Raw genomic sequence first — 20,618 nt, forward strand, 5'->3', positions numbered from 1 at the left:
CGATGGGCAAGTTCCGGGTTCGGGTCAAAAACGAAGACCGCGTTATCCGCGATATTAAGCGGGATTTCAAACGCGGGATGGACAAATCCGCTGAGAAGATCGCGGAGTCCGGTCGTGAGAAGGCCCTCGAAATCATCAATCGGAATCAGGCGTACTTCAACTACGAGGTCGCCAAGGGGTTCCGAATCATCGACGCGGGAGACACCCCGACTCGTTCCAGTATCAAGTTCGTCAATGAAGCTCCCCACGCAGGGGCGCTCGACGCTGGCGTTCCGGCGGCGAAGTACGCTGACGGCGGCCCTCCTGTTCAGGCCCTACTCCCGTGGGTCGCCCGGAAGATGCAGGGATTCTCCCTCGGAGACTCTGACTCTGACGGCGGCGGGAACGGGTCTGTGTTCGACGTAGGCCCGGACGTTCCCCGGTCGCTCACCGGGCGCTACGACCGCGACGACGTGGAAGAAGGCGACCGAGTTTACATCAAGTACGACGAGGATATTGACTACCTCGTTGACGTAGTTGAGAAGAACGACGACTCGTTCGTTGCTCTCCAAGGAGACGGCTCTCGCTACGATGTGGACTACTCGGACATTATCTCTCCGTTCGGAGAGCATCCGTCGCTGGATACTACCGGACGTGCCGACGTGGGAGATCGCGTCTACTGGTACGATGAAGACGGGAATCTCCTGCACGGCTACGTCACGGGTGACGCCCACTACATAGGGTACAACCGCCGGTACGTGGTCGAAGAACTGGACTCCGACGAGAGCCATATGGTTCCGGTCACTCGGGTTCTTCAGGTCGAAGACAGGCCGGAATACGACGACTCGTTCGCAGACCCCTCGATGAAGCAAGTCTTCATTCGGGACTCGGCGGGCGGGAAGGCACAGATGGCCTACTACAACGCCGAAGTTGTAGCATACGACGAACACTCGGGTCAGACCGCTCGTGGAACCGTCACCAGTCCCCCCATCAACCTGAACGACAACTTCAAGGTAGAGCTGGATACCGGCGAAGAAGTCGAGATCGGTGACTCTCTGAATGGATGGGTAATCCGACACCTCGAAGATTTCACCGAGGTTTCTGAGGCCCGACAGAGAGAACTGATGCTCGGCCACTTCGATGAGGTGGTCGCAAAAACCGATGGGGATGGAGGCGTTCCCACGGCTCAATCTATTCAGAACCTCCGCGACGGTGTGGAGGACTTCATCCTCCCGTCTTACCGCGACCGCGAACACCTCGGTCGGGTTATCTTCGAGTGGGAGAAGGCACGTATCCGCCAAGACCGTGACCACGTTGGCGTCGAGAAGGACGGATGGAGACTTCAGCACACTCCGAGTTCCGGCCAGCAATGGGAGACGACGCTGGCGCACGAGTTCGGCCACGCATACAGCCAGCCGACCGACACCCAATACTCAGTCTACGGGAACGACCCGATGGAACACAAGTTTATGAAGCCGTGGAGCAAGCGGAACGACGCTTCCCACTCCCATATGTACGAGGACGGCCTCCCGAAATGGAATCCCTACGACGAGGAAAACGCCGTTCACACGTACATCGAGGCGTACATGGCCCGCGACAATTCCGACCCGAATCGGGTTCGGTTCAGTAATGGGAATCTCGTTGAAGACAACCGCGACCAGCTCGAACCCTACGGCTTCCACGATTGGGAAGACGAAGTGGAGGAGTTGGCGCGATTAGAGACGCAGGGCACGTCTCCGGCGACTGAGGCGCTGAAAGATCACATTCAGGAGCTAACGCCTCAGCAGGTTCTCAAGCCGGACGATATGAAGCTCGAACAAGGAGACTTCATTGCGGTTCGGAAGGACGGCGAGGTTGAAATCCTCGAATTTACGGGATGGGACGGCCCCAACTCCCCGACCTCGTTCGTCGGTGGAGAAGAAGACACGCCGAGCCAAGCAATTGCTTACGGATTCAAGAAGCCACACGAGAAGTACGGGGATGAGGGCTTCTACGTTGGCGAAGATGGGACGATCTACGACACGGTATCGGACGATTGGGGTGACTACTACCTCTCGAAAGAAGCCGCTCCCGAGTTTGTAGGGATGATTGACCAGCGGTTCTACGATGAGTCGCTCGACGTGTTCCCCGAGCTGACCACGCCGGAGTCGGAACCCCACAAGCGACTCCAAGAGGCGGCGAATATGGCGCTCTGGTATCAGATCGTCCATATCGCAAACGACCAGTCTCCGAACAAGGCCGACTCGAAGGAGATCGTCTTCCGAAACGGCTACTCGGCTACTGTCTACGAGGAGGTTATGGCGACGTTCAACGAGGCGTTGACTGTCCCCAATCCCTCCAGAAAGCAGTTGCGGAAACTTCGGACGCTGGTGGACACATACCCGTACTTCATCGAAGCGTACCTGCTGACGAAGAAACCTGTAAGTGCTGAGGCTGAGAAGGTACTGAAAGACGAGGGATTCCTATGAAGGTCACATTCATCGAGCGTGGGAACCGTGGGTGGGCGGAATACGATGAGTCCACCGACACGTTCTCGTGGGAATACGAGGGCGACCACGAGGAAATCCTCGGCCTGCTACAAGACCTCGATGATGGCCTACTCTACGATGAAGTGGACACGGGTGAACCAATCGTAGAGACGAGCCGGAGTGGTGCGGTGGCCCCAAGCGAGCAGTTCGTGGAGCTACCGTGGGATGAGCAGATTCGGGAGCTTGCTCGTGACCTCCGTTTCTACGGAGCGAAAACGACTCTGGTAGAAGACTAATCTGAATGGCCGACGACGAGATTGACGCGCTGATGGAGAAGTGGGGCGAGGATACCGTTCGCAAGGCGTTTTGGCTCCAGAACCACATCAAGCACCACGGCGTGAAGGGGATTCACTTCATGCACCCCGGCCCGGACGGGGGCGAGAACGCTGAATCCCATATGCGGCAAGTCGGGCCGATGATGGCGAAGCGTATCATCGAGGGCGAGATGGACGACGTTTACTAACTGACGTAGCCCCTCTCTCCCGCCTCTTTTCTCCTATGTTTCCTAAAGAAGCAGTCTCAACTCTAATCACGGAACTAAACAGTCGGATTCCTCCACCCGTCCACACGGCGGGGATTCAGGAAGACCGACCGATTCCGGCTGTTCTGATTGACGGCGTTGATCTCGAAAACCTCAACGTCCACAATGAGAACTACGCCGGTTCTAAGTTTGATTCAGCAACGGGCCACGAAGAAGCGGAGATCAACCGCTATTACTACACACTTCGGTTCGACCTCGTTGTTCGAGACGACTCCGAGACGGGAGCCTACGACATTCTCACTCAGCTTCAGTCGGCGCTGGCTACTCTGAGCGAGAGGCCGTGGGAAACGTTCCACCCGGATGTGAACGAAATCCGGCTACTCAGCTCCGGTTCGGTGAGCTACACGTTCAACGAGCCTGCTGAGACTGAAATCCACCAAGCCTTCGAGCTTGTATCGTTCTTCGAGACGGCTGGCGATGACCTCGATGTTATCCAGTCTATCTCCGACACAATCGAAATTTCCTAATTCTAATCTATGGCTGACTACGGCAACACTATCGAACCCGGTATTGTTACGAACGTCAACTCGGCGCTGGCTGTCACTTCGAGTGGGGGCGCTCCCGCCGACGTTGGTATCGTGGGGCAGGCTGACCTCGATGCGGGGACGGCTCAGACGAACGCTGTCTATCAGGTCACTCGTGCGACCAAGGCCCGCGAGTGGTTCGGTGAGGACAGCCCGCTCGCGCGGAACGTTCTCGATGCTCTCGCGGAGGGCGCGTACCCGGTCTACGCGGTCGCGGTTGACCTCGTGGACGTGACGGGCGAAGACCTCTCTGGACTTAGTTCGAACACGGGGACGCTCTCGGACGGCCCGGTGAGCGAGGACGCCGCTGACACGGTGTTCACGGTCAACGGCGCGGAACTGGAGACGGTTCTCGTCTACGACGACCTCACCGATCTCTCGCCGGACGCTGGCGAGGTCTACGTGAACCCCTCGACTCGGGAGTTCAAGATCGACGCTGACGTGACGGTGGGCAACGCGGGCGATTCCGTTGACTACGCCGTTGGTGACTACTCGGCGGGCCACGCGGCTCTTGCTGATGGTGCTGGTGGCGCGGTTGACTTCTTCACGACGCTGAGTGAGGACGACGCTGTTACCGCTGACGCACAGGCCGTCGTCGGTGAGCTGGCGAGCGAATACAATCTCGCGCTGGCAATCGTGGGCGGTGTCCCCGGCCTCGACCCCGACAACTACTCCCCGCAGTTCGACGATTCCCGCGTTCAGGTTATCTACCCGGCTCGGGACTCGGAGGGATACTCCACGCTCGGGGCCTACGCTGGCCTCCGTGCGAAGCTCGGTATCACGACCACGCCGATCAACAAGCGCCTCTCGTCCGTCAAGTCGCTCGCTGTTAGTCTGAACAAGGCTGAGCGCGGTGCGCTGATTGACGAGCGCGTTGTTCCGCTCGCTGACGAGACGGAGGGCGCTCGGATTGCTGACGACGTGAACACCGTGAGTGACACGAACGCGGAGGAAGCGGGCATCCGCTTCGGCTTCACGCGACTCGTGATGGACTACGTTATCACGACGATTCGCACGAACGAAAAGCCGTTCATCGGTCGCCTGAACAGTCGTGCGGTGCGGTCGTCCCTTGAGGGTCTTCTGAGCAACCAGCTCAAGACGCTGAAGCGGTCGAACGCTATCGTGGACTACCGCGTGTCGGTGTCCCGCGTCGACGCGACGAGCGCGGCGGTTGAAATCCAGATTCGGACGGCGAAGCCGCTCCGGTTCATCGAGAACACGATCACGATTGGCGCTTCGGCGTAAAGACTCAAAATCTCTTTTCTAACTCATTATGTCTGCTTCTAACGTTGACCGGATTGAGAGCGCGGCGAACATCACCCTGAACATCTCGAAGGGTGGCGAACAGGTTACTGAGGGCGACTTCGAGGATACGGACTTCTCGGAGACGGACGGCTTCGATGACGCGGCTGGCGCTGTTGACGCGGGTACTCTCCGCGTCCCCATCTCGCGGTTGGACACCACGAAGGACATTGAGATTTCCGAGATTCGGGAATCCTCGCTGAAGGCGACCGGCTACTCGGTCACTTCCATCAGCTATTCCGGCTCGATGATGTTCAAGGGCGAGCGCGTCCACGGCCCCGACAACGAGCCGACCAGCATCGAGTCGCTTATCTACGACTCTGATGGCGTCCCGGTTCCCTGCTCGATCACCATTACCCACGAACTCTCCGGTAAGTCGGAGACGTTCGAGGACGTTCTCGTGACCAGCGATTCCTACGAGGTTCAGTCTGAGTCTGAGACGGAGACGGCCTTCGACTGGATTGCGATGGACAAGGTTACGAAAGACCCGAAGACGGACTCCACGAGTTCGTAATCGGGCGCTCTCCCACGCACCGCACCACAACTAACTTTCTTTACACTTAATCTATAATGTCTGACGAAACCGACAACGACAGTAACGACGTTAACATCTCGAAGCTCCGCGAACTTGCCCTCCGGGGAAAGAACTACCGCGAGGAGTTTGAAACCGAATACCTCGGTGAGACTCTAACTCTCTACCTCAAGCCGCTCACCGATCTTGAGTTCCTGCCGATTGCGGCCTTCCTCGAAGACAAGCTCGACATGGACGCCGAGGAAGCGAAGGAACGCATCGAGGAGGAGCGCGAAGCCGGAGAAGACGACACGATTGATGCCTCGAACTTCGACAAGGAGTTCGTCGGCATTATGCAGGAAGCCGCCGCGATGGGCGTAGACACCACGCAGGGTGACGCCGAAGGTCTGGACGAGGACTTGGTTCTCGAAACCATCCGTGACCTGATTGGTGGCAAGTCCATCGAGATCGCGGAGCGCGTTCTGGACATTTCCAGCAACGCAGAGGACGCGAAAAAGTTTCGCAGATAGCGGGGCGGCAAGCGTAGTTCTCGGCCTCAAGACTGAACTCGGCGCTGGATTCGTCGGGTGTGAGAGCCAGCTCGAAATGACGCCGTTCCAGCGGCAGATTTTCGAGGCGGAGAAACTGCGGGAACACCGCGAAGAACAAGAGCGGATGGAGGCCGCTCAGAACGGTAAGATGGGGGGCGGCGGTCGGACTCCGAACGCGGCTCACCCGAGCGTTCCGTCCGGCGGCTCCCCCGGCTCCCGGCACTCTCAGTCTGAAACAGTACGGTATGTGAACGACAGTCCCGACGAGAATCCAGAGGCGAACGTCAAGTTCGTTGACTAATTATGTCTGTTACTATTGACCTCGACCTTCGGGCTGGGGACGTGATGGCGAAGTTGACCAAAATCAAGGGACAGCTTGAGTCTCTTGAGGACGAGTTCGACTTCTCCTTTGATGGCGATTTCAAGGCCCAACTGGACGATATTGCCAAGACCCTCGATGGGTTGGGTGACTCGTTGGTTGACGATCTCGATGAAGTTGCCGACCGTCTCGAAGGACTCGAAATCGGTGTAGAAGCTCCCGTGGGAGGGGGCGATTCCGGTGGCGACACCGGGAGTGATAGCGGAGATAGGTACACTCCCGATAGCTCCGGCGCGACGATGGGGATGCGGGAGATTATGCGGCGCGTTCGCGGTGGTGACTTCGGTACTACTGCTGACGACGTTGCGAGCGCCGACCTCGGCTTTGAAATCGAGCGTCGGGAACGCATCGAGGGGCTGAAAGAGGCTATGTCCGACTCCATCGGGGACGGACTGATCTCTGGATTCCTCACTCGGCAGGGGAATTGGGCCGGTTACACGTCCGATAGGAGTATGGGCATCCCCGCGATGCTCGAAGGGAAGGGCGTTACTCCCGACCGACTCCGGTTCGGGAAGCTCGGGAAGGCGACTCAGCGGCTTAGCGGTCGCGTTTCAAACCTCCGGGGCGTTATCCGTAGCGCGATTCCCTCGATGGCGAAGTGGTGGCAACTGATTGCCCTTGCTATCCCGGCCCTGATTACGTTCGGTACTCAGGCGGCGGGTGTTGGGGCGGCGATGCTCTCGGTGGCCGCCGCTGGTGCGGCGTTCATCGGCCTCGGTCTAATCGGGCACGGTAACGATATGGCCGAGTCGTGGCGGAACGCTCAGGAACAGCTCTCCGATCTCAAGGAAGACCTGTACGAGACGTTCCAGCCCTCGATGCAGACCTTCGCTCCGATTCAGGACGCTTGGTTCGACATTCTCCCGCAGAAGCTCTCTGTTGTCAACGATGAGCTGAAACAGCTTCAGGGAACGAGCCTTCAGTACGCCCTGTTCGACGCGACCGGCGGGACGGCGAATTTCCTCGCTGAGTTCATCCGCCGGATGCGCGAGATGGACGGGATAATCGCTCAGCTCGCAATGCGGTTTGGGGACATTATCGGAACGAACATCCTCGACTTCTTCTCGTGGCTTACTCGTGAAGCCTACCTGAATCAGGAGACGCTGATTCGACTTGGACAGGTAATCCTGATGGTCATTGAGATCATCTACAACCTCTCCACGGTCTTCTCTCAGCTCATCATCGTCTTCAGTCCGCTCATCGGGTTCGTCCTGTGGCTGACTCGGACGTTCGAGAGCCGCCTTGCACGCGCGATTATCTCTGTGTTGGTGGTCGTTGGTGTGTTCGTCGGGCTTCTGATCAAGACCATTGCGGTGATGGCAAAGCTCCGTATCGCGCTCCTGATTATGAGCATCACGGGGTCGGGCGCTATGGCCTCCTTCGCGGGGACGGCGCTCACCGCTCTGAGTACGATTCAGGCGAAGGTGTGGGCCACTATCGCGTCCCTCACCGCGCTTCAAGCGGCGTTGATTGCGACCGGGATTGGCGCTCTGCTGGTCGGTGGTGGCCTGCTGGCCTACCAAGCGTTGAAGCCGAAAGGCCCGCCGTCCGGTGGTGACGACTACTCCGGTTACACGGGCCGTGGATACGGTAACACGGTCATCAACGAGGGTGACACGTACAACTTCAACGTCGACGGTTCGACCGATGGGCCGACGACTCAGAAGATGCTGGACGTAGCGAAGCTGAACAACCAGACCGACTCCACGCGGTCGCTCTCCCTGAACGATGGAGAAGGAACCTAAATGAGTAGCTCTGAATTTAATTTCGATGAAGACCCCATTTCTGAGGGGCCGAACGAGACAATCACGTTCCGCGTGGTTGCGTTGGGGGAACCCGATATTGACGACGACGATGATAGTGGTGAGGCTCAGCGCCCCGCCCTGTTCGAGTTCGCTCCCCTGTTCTACCCTGACCGATTCACGCAGTCGTTCGACAAGGAGCTACGTCGTGAGGGTCAGCAATGCCGTGGGGAAGACGTCTCCATCAAGAACCTGAAGAACTCCGAGTTTCACGCTACCGGGGTCGTCCTTGAGGAAAACCTCCGCCGTATTCAGGCGCTTGCTGAACACGATGGGGTTGTGGATATGTTCACTCCAGTTTCCCCGAACGGTGGGATGGAGTGCTACATCAAGGGCGGTGACGTGGGAGAGATCGAGGGCTGGAACCCCGTTGAGAAGCAATGGATGTTCAACTACACTCTCGATTTCGTCTCTACTGGCCTCGACGAGTTCGGTAACGACACCGAGAACGATATTGTGAGCGAGATTATCGAATGAATTGCGAAGACGCTGATATTACTTTCTCGTTTATCGGGACGGACAACGATCTCGATAATCCGATTGTTGAAATTCGTCCGCTGACGATGGATTTCCAGCGGAATATCAATCAGTTCGATTTCGTTCGCTCCAAATTCTCTCAAGGAGTGGCCGACCACATCGAGTTGGCTGTCCTCGATGATGATGGAGTCCTACACCGCCCCCGCCCCGTTGTTATCAAGCTCGGCGGGAAGCCGATTCACCGGATGCTCTACCTCCCTGACGCTGTTCAGTTCGGGTCGGGAAACGTCCATATCGAGCTTCACGACTGTCAGAAGTACCTCGACCGGGGAGTAGTGGACTACCAGCGGCAGAACGTTCGCCTCGATGATGCGTACCGCTACGTGTTCAATCAGCGGGACACCTCGGACGGCGAGATGTTCTCAGGTATCGAGTTCTCTGTTCCCGACTCGGCGTTCGAGGAACTGAACAGTCGGTACAAGCCCGGTTTGGGGCCGATTACGCTGAAGAACCAGCGGGCGTGGGATGCGATTCGGCAGGCTCGGCGCGACCAGACGGGTTCGTTCGAGCCAAAGCATCAAGAGGACGTTATCCGCGATCTCGAAGCCGAGAACGTCCACAACATCATCGACGGACACTACGCTCTGGACTTCAAGCAGGTGACGCCGTGGGAAGCTATCCTCGAAATGAACGAGAAGTTCGGCGTCACGACGTGGGTAGCCCCGGACGGGAAGTTTTGGGTTGGTAGCCGGGAGGCTACGGGAATCGACCACGTTGCGGCTCCCGACGACCCCCGAGTGTGGAAGCTAATCGACTACAACATCACTCCGCCCCGCGACCCGATTATGAAGGTCGTGGTTCGGGGGAAGCAGGTTCACGACCCGAACGACAGTTTCGTTGATAACGTCGGGGAGTTCGTCAATCAGAACCGGAACATCTTGGACTTCCGTATGGAGGGCGTTGCTGAGCGTCCCGATCTGGACTATGGGCGAATCATTAGTCCCGAAGACCTCGATGCGGCGGCTGACGGGTTGAAGGAGATCGCCAAACGCAAGCTGATAAACGAGCAGAAGAAGCAATGGAGTGGGAACGTTGAGCTTCTTCCGTCCCACTCCGGCGACGTTTGGACTGACATTCGGGACGTTCAGATCGGGGATGCTATCGTAACGATTCCCCCGGAGAACGGCGGCGGTGAGTGTCGGTCGAACATTCAGTTGGAGAAGTTCACAATTACCGGCGTTCAGCACACGCTCACCGACGACGGTGAATGGACGCTCCGCCTGAACGTGGTTCCGGTGGCTGACGGACACCTCCACCCGGACAACGTGAAGACCTACAACCGCTACTTCGACCCGACGAGCAAGGAGTACGTCGACGAGGAAACGTATGAGGCTCGGAAAGAGGCGGACAAGGGCTTCCAACTGAACGACCTGATCTGATATGATTCACGGGATAGTTACATCTACGACGACCAGCTCTGGTATTCTCATTGCCGATGTGCAGGTGGCACGAGCGGGGGTAACTTACAAAGAAGTGCCAGTTGCTCATCTCCACCCCGGACACCTTCAGTCGATTACTGAAGGCTCTCGGGTGCTGATGGAGCGGACTGAGGACAATCTGTGGGTCATTATTGGCGTTCTTGAAACTGACGAGGACATTCTACCCGACGAAGTTGGTGGACGTGAGCAGGTAATGGCGTTCGATGATGGGACTGAGATTAGCGTCAAGCAGTCCGACTCGGAGGGCTACGATGTGAATATCAACGCATCGAGTGGGGTGAACATCAAAGCGACCGGCGACGTGACGATTGAGACTGGTGGACACCTCCAGTTCCGGTCGTCCTCGGTTGACTTCGACACCTCGGGGAGCGTATGAGCAAGAAGTGGGTAGTTCACGGAGCGACGTGTGAGGCAGATGGACACCCTTCGGAGTGCCAAGCCACGGTGACGGGACAGACGCAGGACGCGGACGGCGATACGTCCGTGACGATCAACGGAGTGCCTGTCACCGATCACGCCGACTCGATGCATTTCGACTCTCACGCTCACGCTTACGTGGAAACAGACGACGGCGGATACTGTGACGACTTCTACTCTCACGACCTCACGCCCGACGAGAACCCGAGTGTAACGATTAACGGAAACCCGATTGTACGAGTCGGGGATAGTACGAGTGACCCCGGAGCGGGGACGGCGACCGTCGTTGACAGCGGCGGGAACGGGGCCGTAACGCACACAGAATAGCCCTCTCCGGGCCGTACATCGTATATAAACCCTTTACCATTAATAGTATTAGAGGACTCCCTCCCTATGCTTGATTTAGCTCTTGATAGTGACTTCTCTGTTTTTCTGGACGCGAGCAATGATCTTGCCACGGTAAGTGGGCGGGAGCAATTCGAGCAGTCGGTCGTGATTATGCTCACCGAGCTGATGCGGAACTCGGCTATCGGTGAGTTCGACCAAGCGACCATCGAACAGAAACTCAAACTGGAAGCATCGAGGGTGGCTCGTCAGCACGACCGTATTTCTGAGATTTCAGGTATTCGGGTCGAACCACACGACGAGAACCCGCACGCCTACGTTGTCGGTATCGACTACAAATCGAACGAGGTTTTCGAGGAAACAATTAGTGAATGACGATTAACGAAGACGGCTCTTTTGACGGCGATACCGAGGCTGAAATCCTCGATGCGATGATTGCCGACGCGAAGCAGTATTGGTCAGAGGACATTAAGGAATCTGACCTCGCTGTAATTCGGAATTTCTACCGGCCTATCGCTCGGCGTCTCGCTCAGGCACAGGACGATATTGGACTTGTTCTTCAGTCCACGCAGATTGACAACGCCGAGGGTGCGGCTCTCGATCTTCTCACGGCGCTCATTGGCGTGACTCGGGAACCGGCAGTTCGCGCTCGTGGTGAGGTTACGTTCTCGCGTGCCAACGCCGCCGAAATGGATTACCACATTCCGGCGGGGACTGAGGTTCAGACGAGAAACGACCCCCCGATTGAGTTTGTGACTACGGAGGGTGCGGTTATCGAGGAGGGAACCAAGTCGGCTTCCGCCCCGGTCGTCGCGGTCGAACCCGGAGCAAACTCGAACGTCGGCTCGAACACGATTACCGCTCTCCCTGTTCCGCTGGCAGGCATCGAGCGTGTTACGAACCCTGCGAACACCACGGGTGGAGAGAACCGAGAAGGGGACGAACATCTCCGTGAGCGAGCAAGCGAGGAGCTGGCAGAGGGTTCGAGTGCAACCGGCCCCGCGCTGGTCACGGCGGTTCAGGGAATCGAGGGCGTCACCTCGGTCAGTATTCTCATCAACGACACTCCTGACGACAACGGGCGCGGCTACAATCTGCCCGCTAACTCTGGTGAGCTTGTCGTGACGGGTGGGGACGACGCCGAGATCGCGCAGGCTATCCTCGAAACAAAGGGGATGGATTCGACGCTGGTTGCCGGAGTAAACGGTGTGGCCGTGGAGGGAGTTGTAGCGGAGCTTCCGAATGGTCAGACCCACCCGGTTGACTTCTCGCGGGCGAACCCCGTGACCATCTACATCGAGGCAGATGTGCAGGTCGATTCCACCTACGAGAGCGATGACGACGTGCTGAACAACATCGTTCGGTACGTCGGCGGTCAGACCACGGACGGCTTCGAGAAGGACGGTGAGCTTGGCGTGACCGACGACGTTCTCTACGGCGAGATCGAGTACCGGATTCGGGACGTTCCCGGCGTGTACGACGTGACCGGCCTCAAGATTGGTCGCACCGACCCGCCGGATTCCACGTCGAACATCTCGATTGGGAGTATGGAGGAAGCAAACACGGACGCTCGCACCGACATTACGCTCCACACGAGCGAGGTGTAGGTGAATGGCGACGATTCACGACGAGGTTGAGCAACTGGTCAACTCACTTCCATCGTACTACGCTGACGACGATGAGAGCGGGAATTGGAAGATGCTCGATGCGGTTGGCCGCCAAGTAGTTGACCTCGACGGCGACATTCAGACCCTCGATAACGAGACGACCGTTCAGGAGGCGATGGACATTGACTCCCTCGAAGAACTCGGGGCGATGGTCGAAATCCAGAAGCACGCTGGCGAAAACCGTGACCACCTCCGAGCGCGGATTCTCGCGGAGTATCAGCTCAACACGAGCGAAGGCACGGTCGAAGATGCTTTCGGCTCGATGGCTACGATTCTCGGGTGCGAAATCGAGGATTTGTGGTTTCAGGACTGGCGGTTCCTCTTTGGGGAAATCCACAGGCGGACTGTCTGTTTCCTACTTCCCTACGAGGACGTACAGGAGATCGACCTCTCTGGAGAGGATATTTCGGAGGTCGTTCAGAAGCTCGCTCCGGTCGGCACTACGGTCAAGTCGCAGTATAACGGCTCGCTCCGGTACAAGACGAAGGAGGAGTACGAGAATACGAACTGGAACGGATACGATGGCGGCTATGATGCTCTTGACTCCGAGGGCAACCCAACCGGCGAGGGCGGGACAAAAGGAGGACTGATTCAATAAATGGCGTACACTTCTAAGCTCAAGGAATGGGGAGCTGTCGCTGAGGAGCGGGCCGAGTTTCCCGATGGGTACAGGTACACGAAGGACAACCCGCCCGTAACGCACTACGACAACTTCCTCGTTCACAATCTCATCGAGGACGTTCAGCACCTCGTTGATCTCACGAACGCAATCGACCCGGACAACGATGGGCAGGTCGCTGACGCTGAGACGCTTCAGGGGAAGGCTCCCGAACAGCTCGGCGGCTTCAAGTTCATCCAGTCGGCCAACCCCGACGAGCTGACAGACGGGACGACGTGGTTCAAGCACACGAACCACCTGCTGTTCGTCGCTGACGGCGAGCAGTACGACATTTTCCCTGAGACGGGCTACGACGAGACAAGCGACTTCGCCGGTTCGGAGGGGTTCTCCGTCACGCACGAGACTCCGGCAAGGACTCGCCTCGATGCGGGGAGTCTCAAGCTCATCAACGAGCAGGTCGTCGCTGACTTCGAGAGCGGTATCTCCCCGAACCACTCGGCGTGGTCGTGGAGCGACACTACGGGTGTCAGTCACGACTCTACGAACGGACGTGCCGAGATCACGTCGGTCGGGGAAGCCTACACGCCGAAGCTCCAGCGGGACGTTCCCGTTGCTCAGGACTTCGAGTTCTCCTTCGAGGTTTCCGAGGACACGGCGAACATCAACGACGAGTCTATCATCCGGCTGGACGACGAGAACGGGAACCGTGAGCTGGAGATTCAGTTCAACGACGGCGCAGGGAACGTCTCTCTAAGTGACGGCACGGAACTTCTCGCGTCGTGGACTGCCGGGCAGAACTACGTGTTCGAGGTTGACCCGGACTTCGACGCCGGAACGCTCGATGTGGTTATCGACGGTCAGACTATCATCAGCGGTCGCCCGATGGACGCGACGGCGATCTCGAATATCTGGTTCGGCTCGAAGACCACGGACTCCGGTTCGACTCGAAGTGTGTTCGTCGACGACGTTCACACCGGAGCGCGAGAGTACGGCGAGGTCGTCGTGTCTTGCCCCGAACCGGACTCCCGCATCGAGGGATGGGACTTGCTTCGGTTCACCCGGACGTTCGACGCCGAGAGCGTTGTGGTGGACGTGGAAGACGAGAACGGAAACACGCTCGTTTCGGATATTCAGTCTAACCACGATATTTCGGCGGCTGTTAGCGCGACGACGAATCCACAGATTCGCGTGAAGTTCGCTCGGGCGGACACGGCGAACAACCCCTCGTTCGACTCCCTGTACCGCCGATGGGTTCTCCGCCCCGGTGACAACGGCGTGAACATCCGTGCCTTCGGTTCAGGAGGGGAGGACAACGTTCACGAGATCAATTTCACGGCCCCTGTGACGAAGGAGGAGGACGGTCGCGTAACGGTTGATCTTGACCCGAGGTACGTGAACGTGACCGGCGACTCGATGGATGGCGACCTCGATGTGAATGCTCGGGTCGAAGTCGGTGACGATCTCGTTCTGGACGATGACGACGGCGAGCAGTACGTCGTGGTCGGGAAGGGCTCAGATACACTCACGATTGCGGAGCAGGGTGGTTCTGCGTTCGAGCAGATGGAAGTGAACGCTCGGTCGTTCACGAAGCAGGGCCACGAGGTGTGGCACGACGGGAATCGAGACGGGCGACAGTTGCGGAGGATGCATATGCACACCCGACTTGCCCGGCGACAATAACAGTCAATTTTCTAAACTATGGTTAATTACGGAAGCGGACAACTTGGCGACGTAACGATTAGCTCGAATACTGTCAAGACCAACCCTATTCTTGAATATACGAATCTGACAGTCGAATCAGGGGTCACTCTTACTCTCCCTGCTCGGGTTCGTCTGATGGTCACGGAATCTCTGACTGTCAACGGAACTATCCAAGTCAAGAAGGACATTGCGGGCGGAGGCGGTTCCGATGCTGGTGGAGCATCCGGTGGGAACCTTGAGCTGTTCGCTAAGGAGATCGCCGGGACTGGCCAAATTAATGTAGACGGTGCAGATGGAAGTACCGGAAATAGTTGGGGAAACGATAACAACGCAAATGCGGGAGCCGCTTACAGTATCCCCTCAACAGGAAAGGACGGAAGTGGGGGAGTTGGAGCGGAGCGTGGTTCCAACGCCCAATATAACAACAACAGTTGGAACGGAAACCGAGATGGGGGCGACAAGGGACAGGCTCATTCCTCGATCTATAACGACTCCACTCTGAAGTCGTACATCGAAGACTACCTTATCTCCGGTGCGTACATCACGCAGAGTCCCATCGACACGATGCTCCCCGGCTCCGGCGGCGGTTCCGGTGGGGGCGGTAACGGACAAGTTCGCCGTTACGACAATAACAACAACAGTAACTACCGCGACCGCTGTGAAGTCGGCGGCGGTGGTGGTGGATGCGGTGGTAGCTTCATCACTAAGGGCGGAGATGGCGGTAATGGTGACGAGCGTTACCACCACAAGAACAGCCTGAGCGTTGACCCGGACGGGGCCAACAACGGAGACGCGACGATGAATTACGACGGCGGTGAAGCCGGTTCTGGCGGTGGCGCTGGCGGGTTCATCCTTCTCGTCTCCGAGAGCGTTTCCCTCGATGTAACCTTCTCTGCTCAGGGCGGTGTCGGTGGAGATGGATACTGGGGCCGTCAGAGCGGGAATGAGTGGGACGGCAATTCGTTCGCCAACTACACTCAAGAGAACAACACTATGTCGGCGGGCGGTGCGGGTGGCGGCTCCGGTGGCCTCATCATCGGGTTCACCGACAAGACGCCGACGATTCAACTCAGCGGCGGTGCTGGTGGAATCCCCGGCCACGAACGAAAGGGCGGTAACAGCAATGCAAACGCCGGTAAGCGGGGAGAGGACGGTGCTACCTTCCTCTACGATGTTTCGGAGCTGATGTAAATGGTTCAGGAAATTACTGTTCTTGTTACTCCCCCGGATTACGACGGGAGTGAGGTTGGAGATGAGCGCGTAGATAAAGTAGAGGTTGACCCCGACGCGGAGTATGCCTATCTCGATGAACGAATTATCCCCGACGATGGGGAGACTTCAGTTGACCGCGCTCTCGTTACTGACGAGCGGAAGAAGCTCATCGAGCAGGCTATCCTCGACTACGAGGAAGAATCTGCGAAGTCGTCTCCCGATAGGCAGGTTCAGCTCGATGCGCTTGAGCAGGCAGTTGCCTATATGTGGGATGTTGTGAGCGGTGAAGACGTTGGCTCCGAAGCGGAGCGAGAATCCGAAAACACGACTGACGGCTCTACCTCGGCCTAAGGCCGGGGTTCTTTTTCTTTCTATGTTCCCAAGATTTCTATTGGATAGTGACGACGACTGGCAAGAAGGTCTACGACGCTGGCTGTTCCCAAAGCTTCACCCCCTTCTCACCCGGTTCGATGGATACGGCGTTGGTACGTGCGGCTGGAACCAGTACGCCGGGACGTTCGACGAGGATGAGGAAACCATCGAGACAGAGCTGGTCGAAGTGGGATTCCGCCGGAATCCGATTGCCTGCTACAAGTCTCTCCCCGATGGCCGACCGAGCGAAGGGTCGTGGGTTCTGCTAAACACAGACGCTCCCGATCACGTCGCTCCGGGGATGCAACTGCACATTACTTTGTTCGAGCGCCGAGATGGAAAAGTTGGACGTGAGATGTATGCTCACTATGAGGACGATTGGAGAGTGTCCCCGTCCGACCATCTCAACGGGGTCAACTTCAACGCCGCCGCTGGCGTCGAAATTGTCCGAGATTACATTGACAAGAACACGTTTCTTGTCCCGTAGAGAATAGCTATTCCTCCCCTTCGTAGGGGAGCATCCGCGACCCCGGCTTCGACTCCCAAAGCTTGTCGCGGTACGTAGATACGTGAGAATTGAGTGAGTTCTGTGTTCGTTCTTTCTCAACTTCTTCTTCTTCCGTCATCGGACGGGTGATTCCATCAGTCAGAAGCATATCTCGCTTAAACGGAATCACCTGAATGATAGGAGTTCCGTCTTCGATGATACCTTCGTACTCACCACCTGTCCACATGAACGGGGCGTTGACGTTGTTGAAATATCTATCAATGTCAACGACTCCCGAGAACGGAGTGAAGGGGAGGCCCGGACGGTTCATCGGCTGAGTAATGAGTGCCGAGTATCCCTCTGGAACCTTCATGCTCCATTGGTTGATGAATTTCATAATCGGCCACTCGTGGTTCGGGAACATCTCCCCACCCACCTGAGCGAGATCGTGGTTTGAGATTACCTCAGTTGAGAAATCCCATTCGTACTCTACATATCCGTCAGCGGCCTTGAACTGGACTTCCGCTGGAAGCGGGATAATCCACCCCAACGTCATTGCCTCCATAAACGGAGCGCACCGCTTGACGGTCGAAGATGCGATACTGTGGCGGTCATTACCAGACCCGAATCGAGAATCCGGGTCGGTGTATTGGCCGAGTTTCCTATACCAATCCGGCAGTACCTTGTTCGCAGGAACTGGCTCGGGAATCGCTCCGTACAGTTCCTTTTCGGTCACGAACTCGATGATCTGGTCTTCTTCCGGGTTTTCTTCGGCAGGCGTTCCGTCCGGCCTCACGTAGTTAGAGAGGTCACTAAGCGGCTTGGTTACACTCGAAAAATCCATTTCTCCTCACTCTAATAGACGCGGCCATATGACTTAAAGATGCCTCTTTGAGTCTTTAATCCCCTACGATATGATACCTGAACTCTCAAACACGCCACCACTCGTCGCGTGGCTACTCGGCTTCTTCATGGCATTAGCACTCAAACGCGGTCGAATCCAGAGCATCCTCGACCGACTCCTCCCCACAGACGGCTAACACACTAAGACTTAATTCGGTAACTATAAGTCCTTAGTCACCGTCTATTAGAGTGAGGAACTTCGTGACGAGCGGAGTGACTTCACTCGAAGTATCCATACCCCGTATTACCCCTTAGAGGGTAGTACGGGGTGTTTTTCACTCTAAGTAGTTCGCTTAGGAGAGGGTAGGATAGAGACAAACCCCTCGATGAAGTGAATCACTCCGAGCAGTCCACCTACTATATTACTATACTATACAGATGTCCATAGTCACAACTGAAGCAGACGAAATTGAACAGACCGTAGAAACCCCAATCAAGACCGTTGATGATTCTCTCACCGTAGAAGACCGCCTCACCGACAACGCACTCCACGGTATTCTCCCCGCCCGCTACTTCCGCAAGAACGCTGACGGCGAGATCGTCGAGGACGCCGACGACCTATTCCGACGAGTCGCAGAGAACGTCGCGGGGGCCGAGGTATCCGACGAGGATTACGAAACGTGGGCCGACGAGTTCGAGTACCAGATGAAGACGCTCCGGTTCACCCCGAACAGCCCGACGCTGATGAACGCTGGAACTGAGATGAACCAGCTCTCGGCGTGTTTCGTCCTCGAACCCCGCGACAATATGGAGGACATTTTCGAGACGGCGAAGGAGGCCGCGCTGACGTTCCAGAGCGGGGGCGGCGTCGGCTATGCCTTCTCACACCTCCGACCAAAGGGAGCGTTCATCAACTCCACGGGCGGCGAAGCGAGCGGCCCTGTGAGCTTCATGCGGGTCTTCGATGAGACGTGCAATCAGGTGAAGCAGGGCGGTAAGCGCCGGGGCGCTCAGATGGGTATTCTCCGTGCCGACCACCCTGACATTGGGCGGTTCATCGTGGCGAAGCGGAACGAGGGCGACTTCTCGAACTTCAACATCTCTGTCGCTACGACGGACAACTTCATCGAGGCAGTTGAGGCTCAGGACGCCTACACTCTCTACGACCCCGAGACGGACTACACGGAGCCGTATATCGTCCGAGAGGCGACGGCACACTTCTACTCCCCGGAGTATCAGGACAACCCTCGTGACGCCTTTGACGACGGCGAGGGCGCAATCGTGGAGGAGAACCTGTGGCGGGACTACGCCGACGAGATCGAGTGCGAGCTGTTCGGGGAGCGCGTGACGCTCCGCGAGAAGTGGGAGGAACACGAGGGCCTTCGCCTCGATGTGGGGGAGCCGATGGAGCTTCCCGCCGCGTTCATTTGGGACGTGATGATCGACGGGGCGTGGCGGAACGGTGAGCCGGGCCTGTTCAACTTCGAGGAGTCGAACCGCCAGCACTCCTTCGACGTGGAGCAGTACCCCGAGTTCCGAATGAACGCGACTAACCCCTGCGCCGAGCAGATGCTCGTGGAGTACGAGGCGTGCAACCTCGGTCACATCAACCTGAGCTTGATGCTGAACGAGGACGCCCCGACCTACGACGAGTTCCTGAGCGACAAGCTGGATTCAATCGCTACTGGCGACCTTTCCACCCGCGAAGCCGTGGAGTGGTACTTCGAGGAGGTCACGAACTTTGAAGACCTGAATCAAACCATCGAGGCGGGTGTCCGATTCCTCGATAACGTTGTCACGCAGTCGGACTTCCCCATTCCCGAGATCACCGAGCGCGTCAACGGGATGCGGAAGATCGGCCTCGGCATCATGGGCTTCGCGCAGATGCTTTTCCAGATGGGGATTCCCTACGGGACGCAGGACTCCTACGAGATGGCTCGCGCCGTTATGCGGTACATCGACCGGAAGGGAACGTGGGTGTCTCACAATCTCGCCAAGGAGCGCGGTGTGTTCTCCTACTGGGACAAGTCGAAGTACGCCGACCCGACCGAGTACGACGAGTGGTTCGCGGCCCGCACCGGACTTGACCCGAACGACTGGAAGGGCGGGTTCCCCATCCGAAACCACAACATCACGACAATCGCGCCGACCGGCACGACCTCGATGCTGGCGAACACGACGGGCGGGTGCGAGCCTGCCTACAACGTGGCGAACTTCAAGAACGTCTCCGAGGACATTCAGGGCGACGACCTACTCGTGGAGTTTGACGACTACTTCCTTCGGACGCTTGAGGCGAACGGCCTCGATGTGGAGAGCATCAAGGAGGAAGCCGAGACGCTGATGCGGAACAACGAGTTCGACGGCGTGAATGACCTCTCCATCCCCGAGGAGATCGCGGAAATCTTCGTCACCACACAGGACTTGTCCTCTGAACAGCACGGACTGATGCAGAGAGCGTTTCAGGAGTTTTGCGACTCGGGCATCAGCAAGACGGTGAACCTCCCGAACGAGGCTACGCACGACGACGTGAGCGAAGCCTACCGTCTCGCCCTCGATGCGGAGAAGCGCGGCGCGGTTATCAAGGGCCTCACCGTGTACCGGGACGGCTCTCGGGACGTGCAGGTTCTCACGACCCGCGTAGAGAACAAGCTGGACGACGACGGCGACCGCGACGACGATCTGCTGGAGCTGTACCTCAAGGGTGAGGTGAGCGAAAAGGCCGCACTACGTCTCGGCATCGTCTCGGAGGAGGACGCCGGGAGTGATACGCTCACCTGCCCGGAGTGTGGTGACGGTGAGCTGGAGAAGACAGACGATTGTGCGGTGTGCCCGGAGTGCTGGTACAGTCCGTGTAAGTAGGCT

General features: G+C 57.6%; 21 protein-coding genes. 20 read left to right on the top strand and 1 reads right to left on the bottom strand.

The window, feature by feature from the left end; genetic code table 11:
• Window positions 1–2 precede the first annotated feature (2 nt).
• The 19 genes from FGM06_RS03720 to FGM06_RS03815 all read left to right on the top strand — a co-directional run bounded on the left by FGM06_RS03720 (window position 3) and on the right by FGM06_RS03815 (window position 16,913).
• Window positions 3–2,447, top strand: a complete 2,445-nt coding sequence (locus FGM06_RS03720) for a hypothetical protein (RefSeq protein ID WP_144797670.1) — start codon at window positions 3–5, stop codon at window positions 2,445–2,447.
• Complete coding sequence (locus tag FGM06_RS03725) at window positions 2,444–2,743, top strand: hypothetical protein (protein WP_144797672.1); 300 nt, start codon at window positions 2,444–2,446, stop codon at window positions 2,741–2,743. The genes FGM06_RS03720 and FGM06_RS03725 overlap by 4 nt, the downstream gene beginning before the upstream one ends.
• A gap of 5 nt (window positions 2,744–2,748) precedes the next feature.
• Window positions 2,749–2,970: a hypothetical protein gene (locus FGM06_RS03730; RefSeq protein WP_144797674.1), complete on the top strand. Its 222-nt coding sequence runs from the start codon at window positions 2,749–2,751 to the stop codon at window positions 2,968–2,970.
• Between the two features lie 35 nt (window positions 2,971–3,005).
• Window positions 3,006–3,515 carry a hypothetical protein gene (locus FGM06_RS03735; RefSeq protein ID WP_144797676.1) on the top strand — a complete coding sequence of 170 codons (510 nt, stop codon included), beginning with the start codon at window positions 3,006–3,008 and terminating at the stop codon, window positions 3,513–3,515.
• Between the two features lie 9 nt (window positions 3,516–3,524).
• On the top strand, window positions 3,525–4,817 hold the full coding sequence (locus tag FGM06_RS03740; protein WP_144797678.1) for a hypothetical protein: 1,293 nt from the start codon (window positions 3,525–3,527) through the stop codon (window positions 4,815–4,817).
• A gap of 28 nt (window positions 4,818–4,845) precedes the next feature.
• On the top strand, window positions 4,846–5,388 hold the full coding sequence (locus tag FGM06_RS03745) for a hypothetical protein (protein WP_144797680.1): 543 nt from the start codon (window positions 4,846–4,848) through the stop codon (window positions 5,386–5,388).
• Window positions 5,389–5,444: 56 nt separating this feature from the next.
• Window positions 5,445–5,915: a hypothetical protein gene (locus tag FGM06_RS03750; RefSeq protein WP_144797682.1), complete on the top strand. Its 471-nt coding sequence runs from the start codon at window positions 5,445–5,447 to the stop codon at window positions 5,913–5,915.
• A 366-nt stretch (window positions 5,916–6,281) separates the two neighbouring features.
• Window positions 6,282–8,060: a hypothetical protein gene (locus FGM06_RS03760; protein ID WP_206668659.1), complete on the top strand. Its 1,779-nt coding sequence runs from the start codon at window positions 6,282–6,284 to the stop codon at window positions 8,058–8,060.
• A complete protein-coding gene (locus FGM06_RS03765) occupies window positions 8,061–8,594 on the top strand; it encodes a hypothetical protein (RefSeq protein ID WP_144797689.1) in 534 nt (177 codons plus the stop codon).
• Window positions 8,591–10,033 (top strand): hypothetical protein, encoded by a 1,443-nt coding sequence (locus FGM06_RS03770; protein WP_144797691.1) that lies wholly within the window; start codon window positions 8,591–8,593, stop codon window positions 10,031–10,033. Before FGM06_RS03765 ends, FGM06_RS03770 begins: the two co-directional genes overlap by 4 nt.
• Window positions 10,034–10,190: 157 nt before the next feature.
• Window positions 10,191–10,469, top strand: coding sequence for a hypothetical protein (locus tag FGM06_RS16180; RefSeq protein WP_206668660.1), 279 nt, complete (start codon window positions 10,191–10,193; stop codon window positions 10,467–10,469).
• On the top strand, window positions 10,466–10,837 hold the full coding sequence (locus tag FGM06_RS03780) for a hypothetical protein (protein ID WP_206668661.1): 372 nt from the start codon (window positions 10,466–10,468) through the stop codon (window positions 10,835–10,837). The genes FGM06_RS16180 and FGM06_RS03780 overlap by 4 nt, the downstream gene beginning before the upstream one ends.
• Before the next feature lie 66 nt (window positions 10,838–10,903).
• Window positions 10,904–11,230 (top strand): hypothetical protein, encoded by a 327-nt coding sequence (locus tag FGM06_RS03785; protein WP_144797695.1) that lies wholly within the window; start codon window positions 10,904–10,906, stop codon window positions 11,228–11,230.
• The gene (locus tag FGM06_RS03790; RefSeq protein WP_144797696.1) at window positions 11,227–12,462 is read left to right on the top strand and encodes a baseplate J/gp47 family protein; all 1,236 of its coding nucleotides are present in this window, start codon (window positions 11,227–11,229) and stop codon (window positions 12,460–12,462) included. Before FGM06_RS03785 ends, FGM06_RS03790 begins: the two co-directional genes overlap by 4 nt.
• A gap of 4 nt (window positions 12,463–12,466) precedes the next feature.
• Window positions 12,467–13,120, top strand: a complete 654-nt coding sequence (locus tag FGM06_RS03795; RefSeq protein ID WP_144797698.1) for a hypothetical protein — start codon at window positions 12,467–12,469, stop codon at window positions 13,118–13,120.
• Window positions 13,121–14,821: a hypothetical protein gene (locus tag FGM06_RS03800; RefSeq protein WP_144797700.1), complete on the top strand. Its 1,701-nt coding sequence runs from the start codon at window positions 13,121–13,123 to the stop codon at window positions 14,819–14,821.
• Window positions 14,822–14,977: 156 nt separating this feature from the next.
• On the top strand, window positions 14,978–16,033 hold the full coding sequence (locus FGM06_RS03805) for a hypothetical protein (protein WP_144797702.1): 1,056 nt from the start codon (window positions 14,978–14,980) through the stop codon (window positions 16,031–16,033).
• The gene (locus FGM06_RS03810; protein WP_144797704.1) at window positions 16,034–16,405 is read left to right on the top strand and encodes a hypothetical protein; all 372 of its coding nucleotides are present in this window, start codon (window positions 16,034–16,036) and stop codon (window positions 16,403–16,405) included.
• A 40-nt stretch (window positions 16,406–16,445) separates the two neighbouring features.
• Window positions 16,446–16,913 carry a hypothetical protein gene (locus FGM06_RS03815; RefSeq protein WP_206668662.1) on the top strand — a complete coding sequence of 156 codons (468 nt, stop codon included), beginning with the start codon at window positions 16,446–16,448 and terminating at the stop codon, window positions 16,911–16,913.
• 7 nt (window positions 16,914–16,920) lie between these two features.
• On the opposite strand, the gene FGM06_RS03820 is transcribed toward FGM06_RS03815, so the two are convergent.
• Window positions 16,921–17,757: a hypothetical protein gene (locus FGM06_RS03820; RefSeq protein ID WP_144797708.1), complete on the bottom strand. Its 837-nt coding sequence runs from the start codon at window positions 17,755–17,757 to the stop codon at window positions 16,921–16,923.
• Window positions 17,758–18,194: 437 nt separating this feature from the next.
• Here FGM06_RS03820 and FGM06_RS03825 point away from each other — a divergent pair, with 437 nt between their 5' ends.
• Window positions 18,195–20,615: an adenosylcobalamin-dependent ribonucleoside-diphosphate reductase gene (locus FGM06_RS03825; RefSeq protein ID WP_144797710.1), complete on the top strand. Its 2,421-nt coding sequence runs from the start codon at window positions 18,195–18,197 to the stop codon at window positions 20,613–20,615.
• Window positions 20,616–20,618 lie beyond the last annotated feature (3 nt).

This window comes from Halorubrum depositum, from assembly GCF_007671725.1.
Classification (GTDB): Archaea; Halobacteriota; Halobacteria; order Halobacteriales; family Haloferacaceae; genus Halorubrum; species Halorubrum depositum.

Excerpts from the sequence above, each read along its gene's own strand:
- FGM06_RS03795 (WP_144797698.1), top strand. The coding sequence starts at position 12,467 with ATGGCGACGATTCACGACGAGGTTGAGCAACTGGTCAACTCACTTCCA.
- FGM06_RS03825 (WP_144797710.1), top strand. The coding sequence starts at position 18,195 with ATGTCCATAGTCACAACTGAAGCAGACGAAATTGAACAGACCGTAGAA.
- FGM06_RS03770 (WP_144797691.1), top strand. The coding sequence starts at position 8,591 with ATGAATTGCGAAGACGCTGATATTACTTTCTCGTTTATCGGGACGGAC.
- FGM06_RS03790 (WP_144797696.1), top strand. The coding sequence starts at position 11,227 with ATGACGATTAACGAAGACGGCTCTTTTGACGGCGATACCGAGGCTGAA.
- FGM06_RS03760 (WP_206668659.1), top strand. The coding sequence starts at position 6,282 with ATGGCGAAGTTGACCAAAATCAAGGGACAGCTTGAGTCTCTTGAGGAC.
- FGM06_RS03800 (WP_144797700.1), top strand. The coding sequence starts at position 13,121 with ATGGCGTACACTTCTAAGCTCAAGGAATGGGGAGCTGTCGCTGAGGAG.
- FGM06_RS03810 (WP_144797704.1), top strand. The coding sequence starts at position 16,034 with ATGGTTCAGGAAATTACTGTTCTTGTTACTCCCCCGGATTACGACGGG.
- FGM06_RS16180 (WP_206668660.1), top strand. The coding sequence starts at position 10,191 with ATGGAGCGGACTGAGGACAATCTGTGGGTCATTATTGGCGTTCTTGAA.
- FGM06_RS03765 (WP_144797689.1), top strand. The coding sequence starts at position 8,061 with ATGAGTAGCTCTGAATTTAATTTCGATGAAGACCCCATTTCTGAGGGG.
- FGM06_RS03820 (WP_144797708.1), bottom strand. The coding sequence starts at position 17,757 with ATGGATTTTTCGAGTGTAACCAAGCCGCTTAGTGACCTCTCTAACTAC.
- FGM06_RS03750 (WP_144797682.1), top strand. The coding sequence starts at position 5,445 with ATGTCTGACGAAACCGACAACGACAGTAACGACGTTAACATCTCGAAG.
- FGM06_RS03735 (WP_144797676.1), top strand. The coding sequence starts at position 3,006 with ATGTTTCCTAAAGAAGCAGTCTCAACTCTAATCACGGAACTAAACAGT.
- FGM06_RS03745 (WP_144797680.1), top strand. The coding sequence starts at position 4,846 with ATGTCTGCTTCTAACGTTGACCGGATTGAGAGCGCGGCGAACATCACC.
- FGM06_RS03740 (WP_144797678.1), top strand. The coding sequence starts at position 3,525 with ATGGCTGACTACGGCAACACTATCGAACCCGGTATTGTTACGAACGTC.
- FGM06_RS03785 (WP_144797695.1), top strand. The coding sequence starts at position 10,904 with ATGCTTGATTTAGCTCTTGATAGTGACTTCTCTGTTTTTCTGGACGCG.
- FGM06_RS03805 (WP_144797702.1), top strand. The coding sequence starts at position 14,978 with ATGGTCACGGAATCTCTGACTGTCAACGGAACTATCCAAGTCAAGAAG.
- FGM06_RS03730 (WP_144797674.1), top strand. The coding sequence starts at position 2,749 with ATGGCCGACGACGAGATTGACGCGCTGATGGAGAAGTGGGGCGAGGAT.
- FGM06_RS03780 (WP_206668661.1), top strand. The coding sequence starts at position 10,466 with ATGAGCAAGAAGTGGGTAGTTCACGGAGCGACGTGTGAGGCAGATGGA.
- FGM06_RS03720 (WP_144797670.1), top strand. The coding sequence starts at position 3 with ATGGGCAAGTTCCGGGTTCGGGTCAAAAACGAAGACCGCGTTATCCGC.
- FGM06_RS03725 (WP_144797672.1), top strand. The coding sequence starts at position 2,444 with ATGAAGGTCACATTCATCGAGCGTGGGAACCGTGGGTGGGCGGAATAC.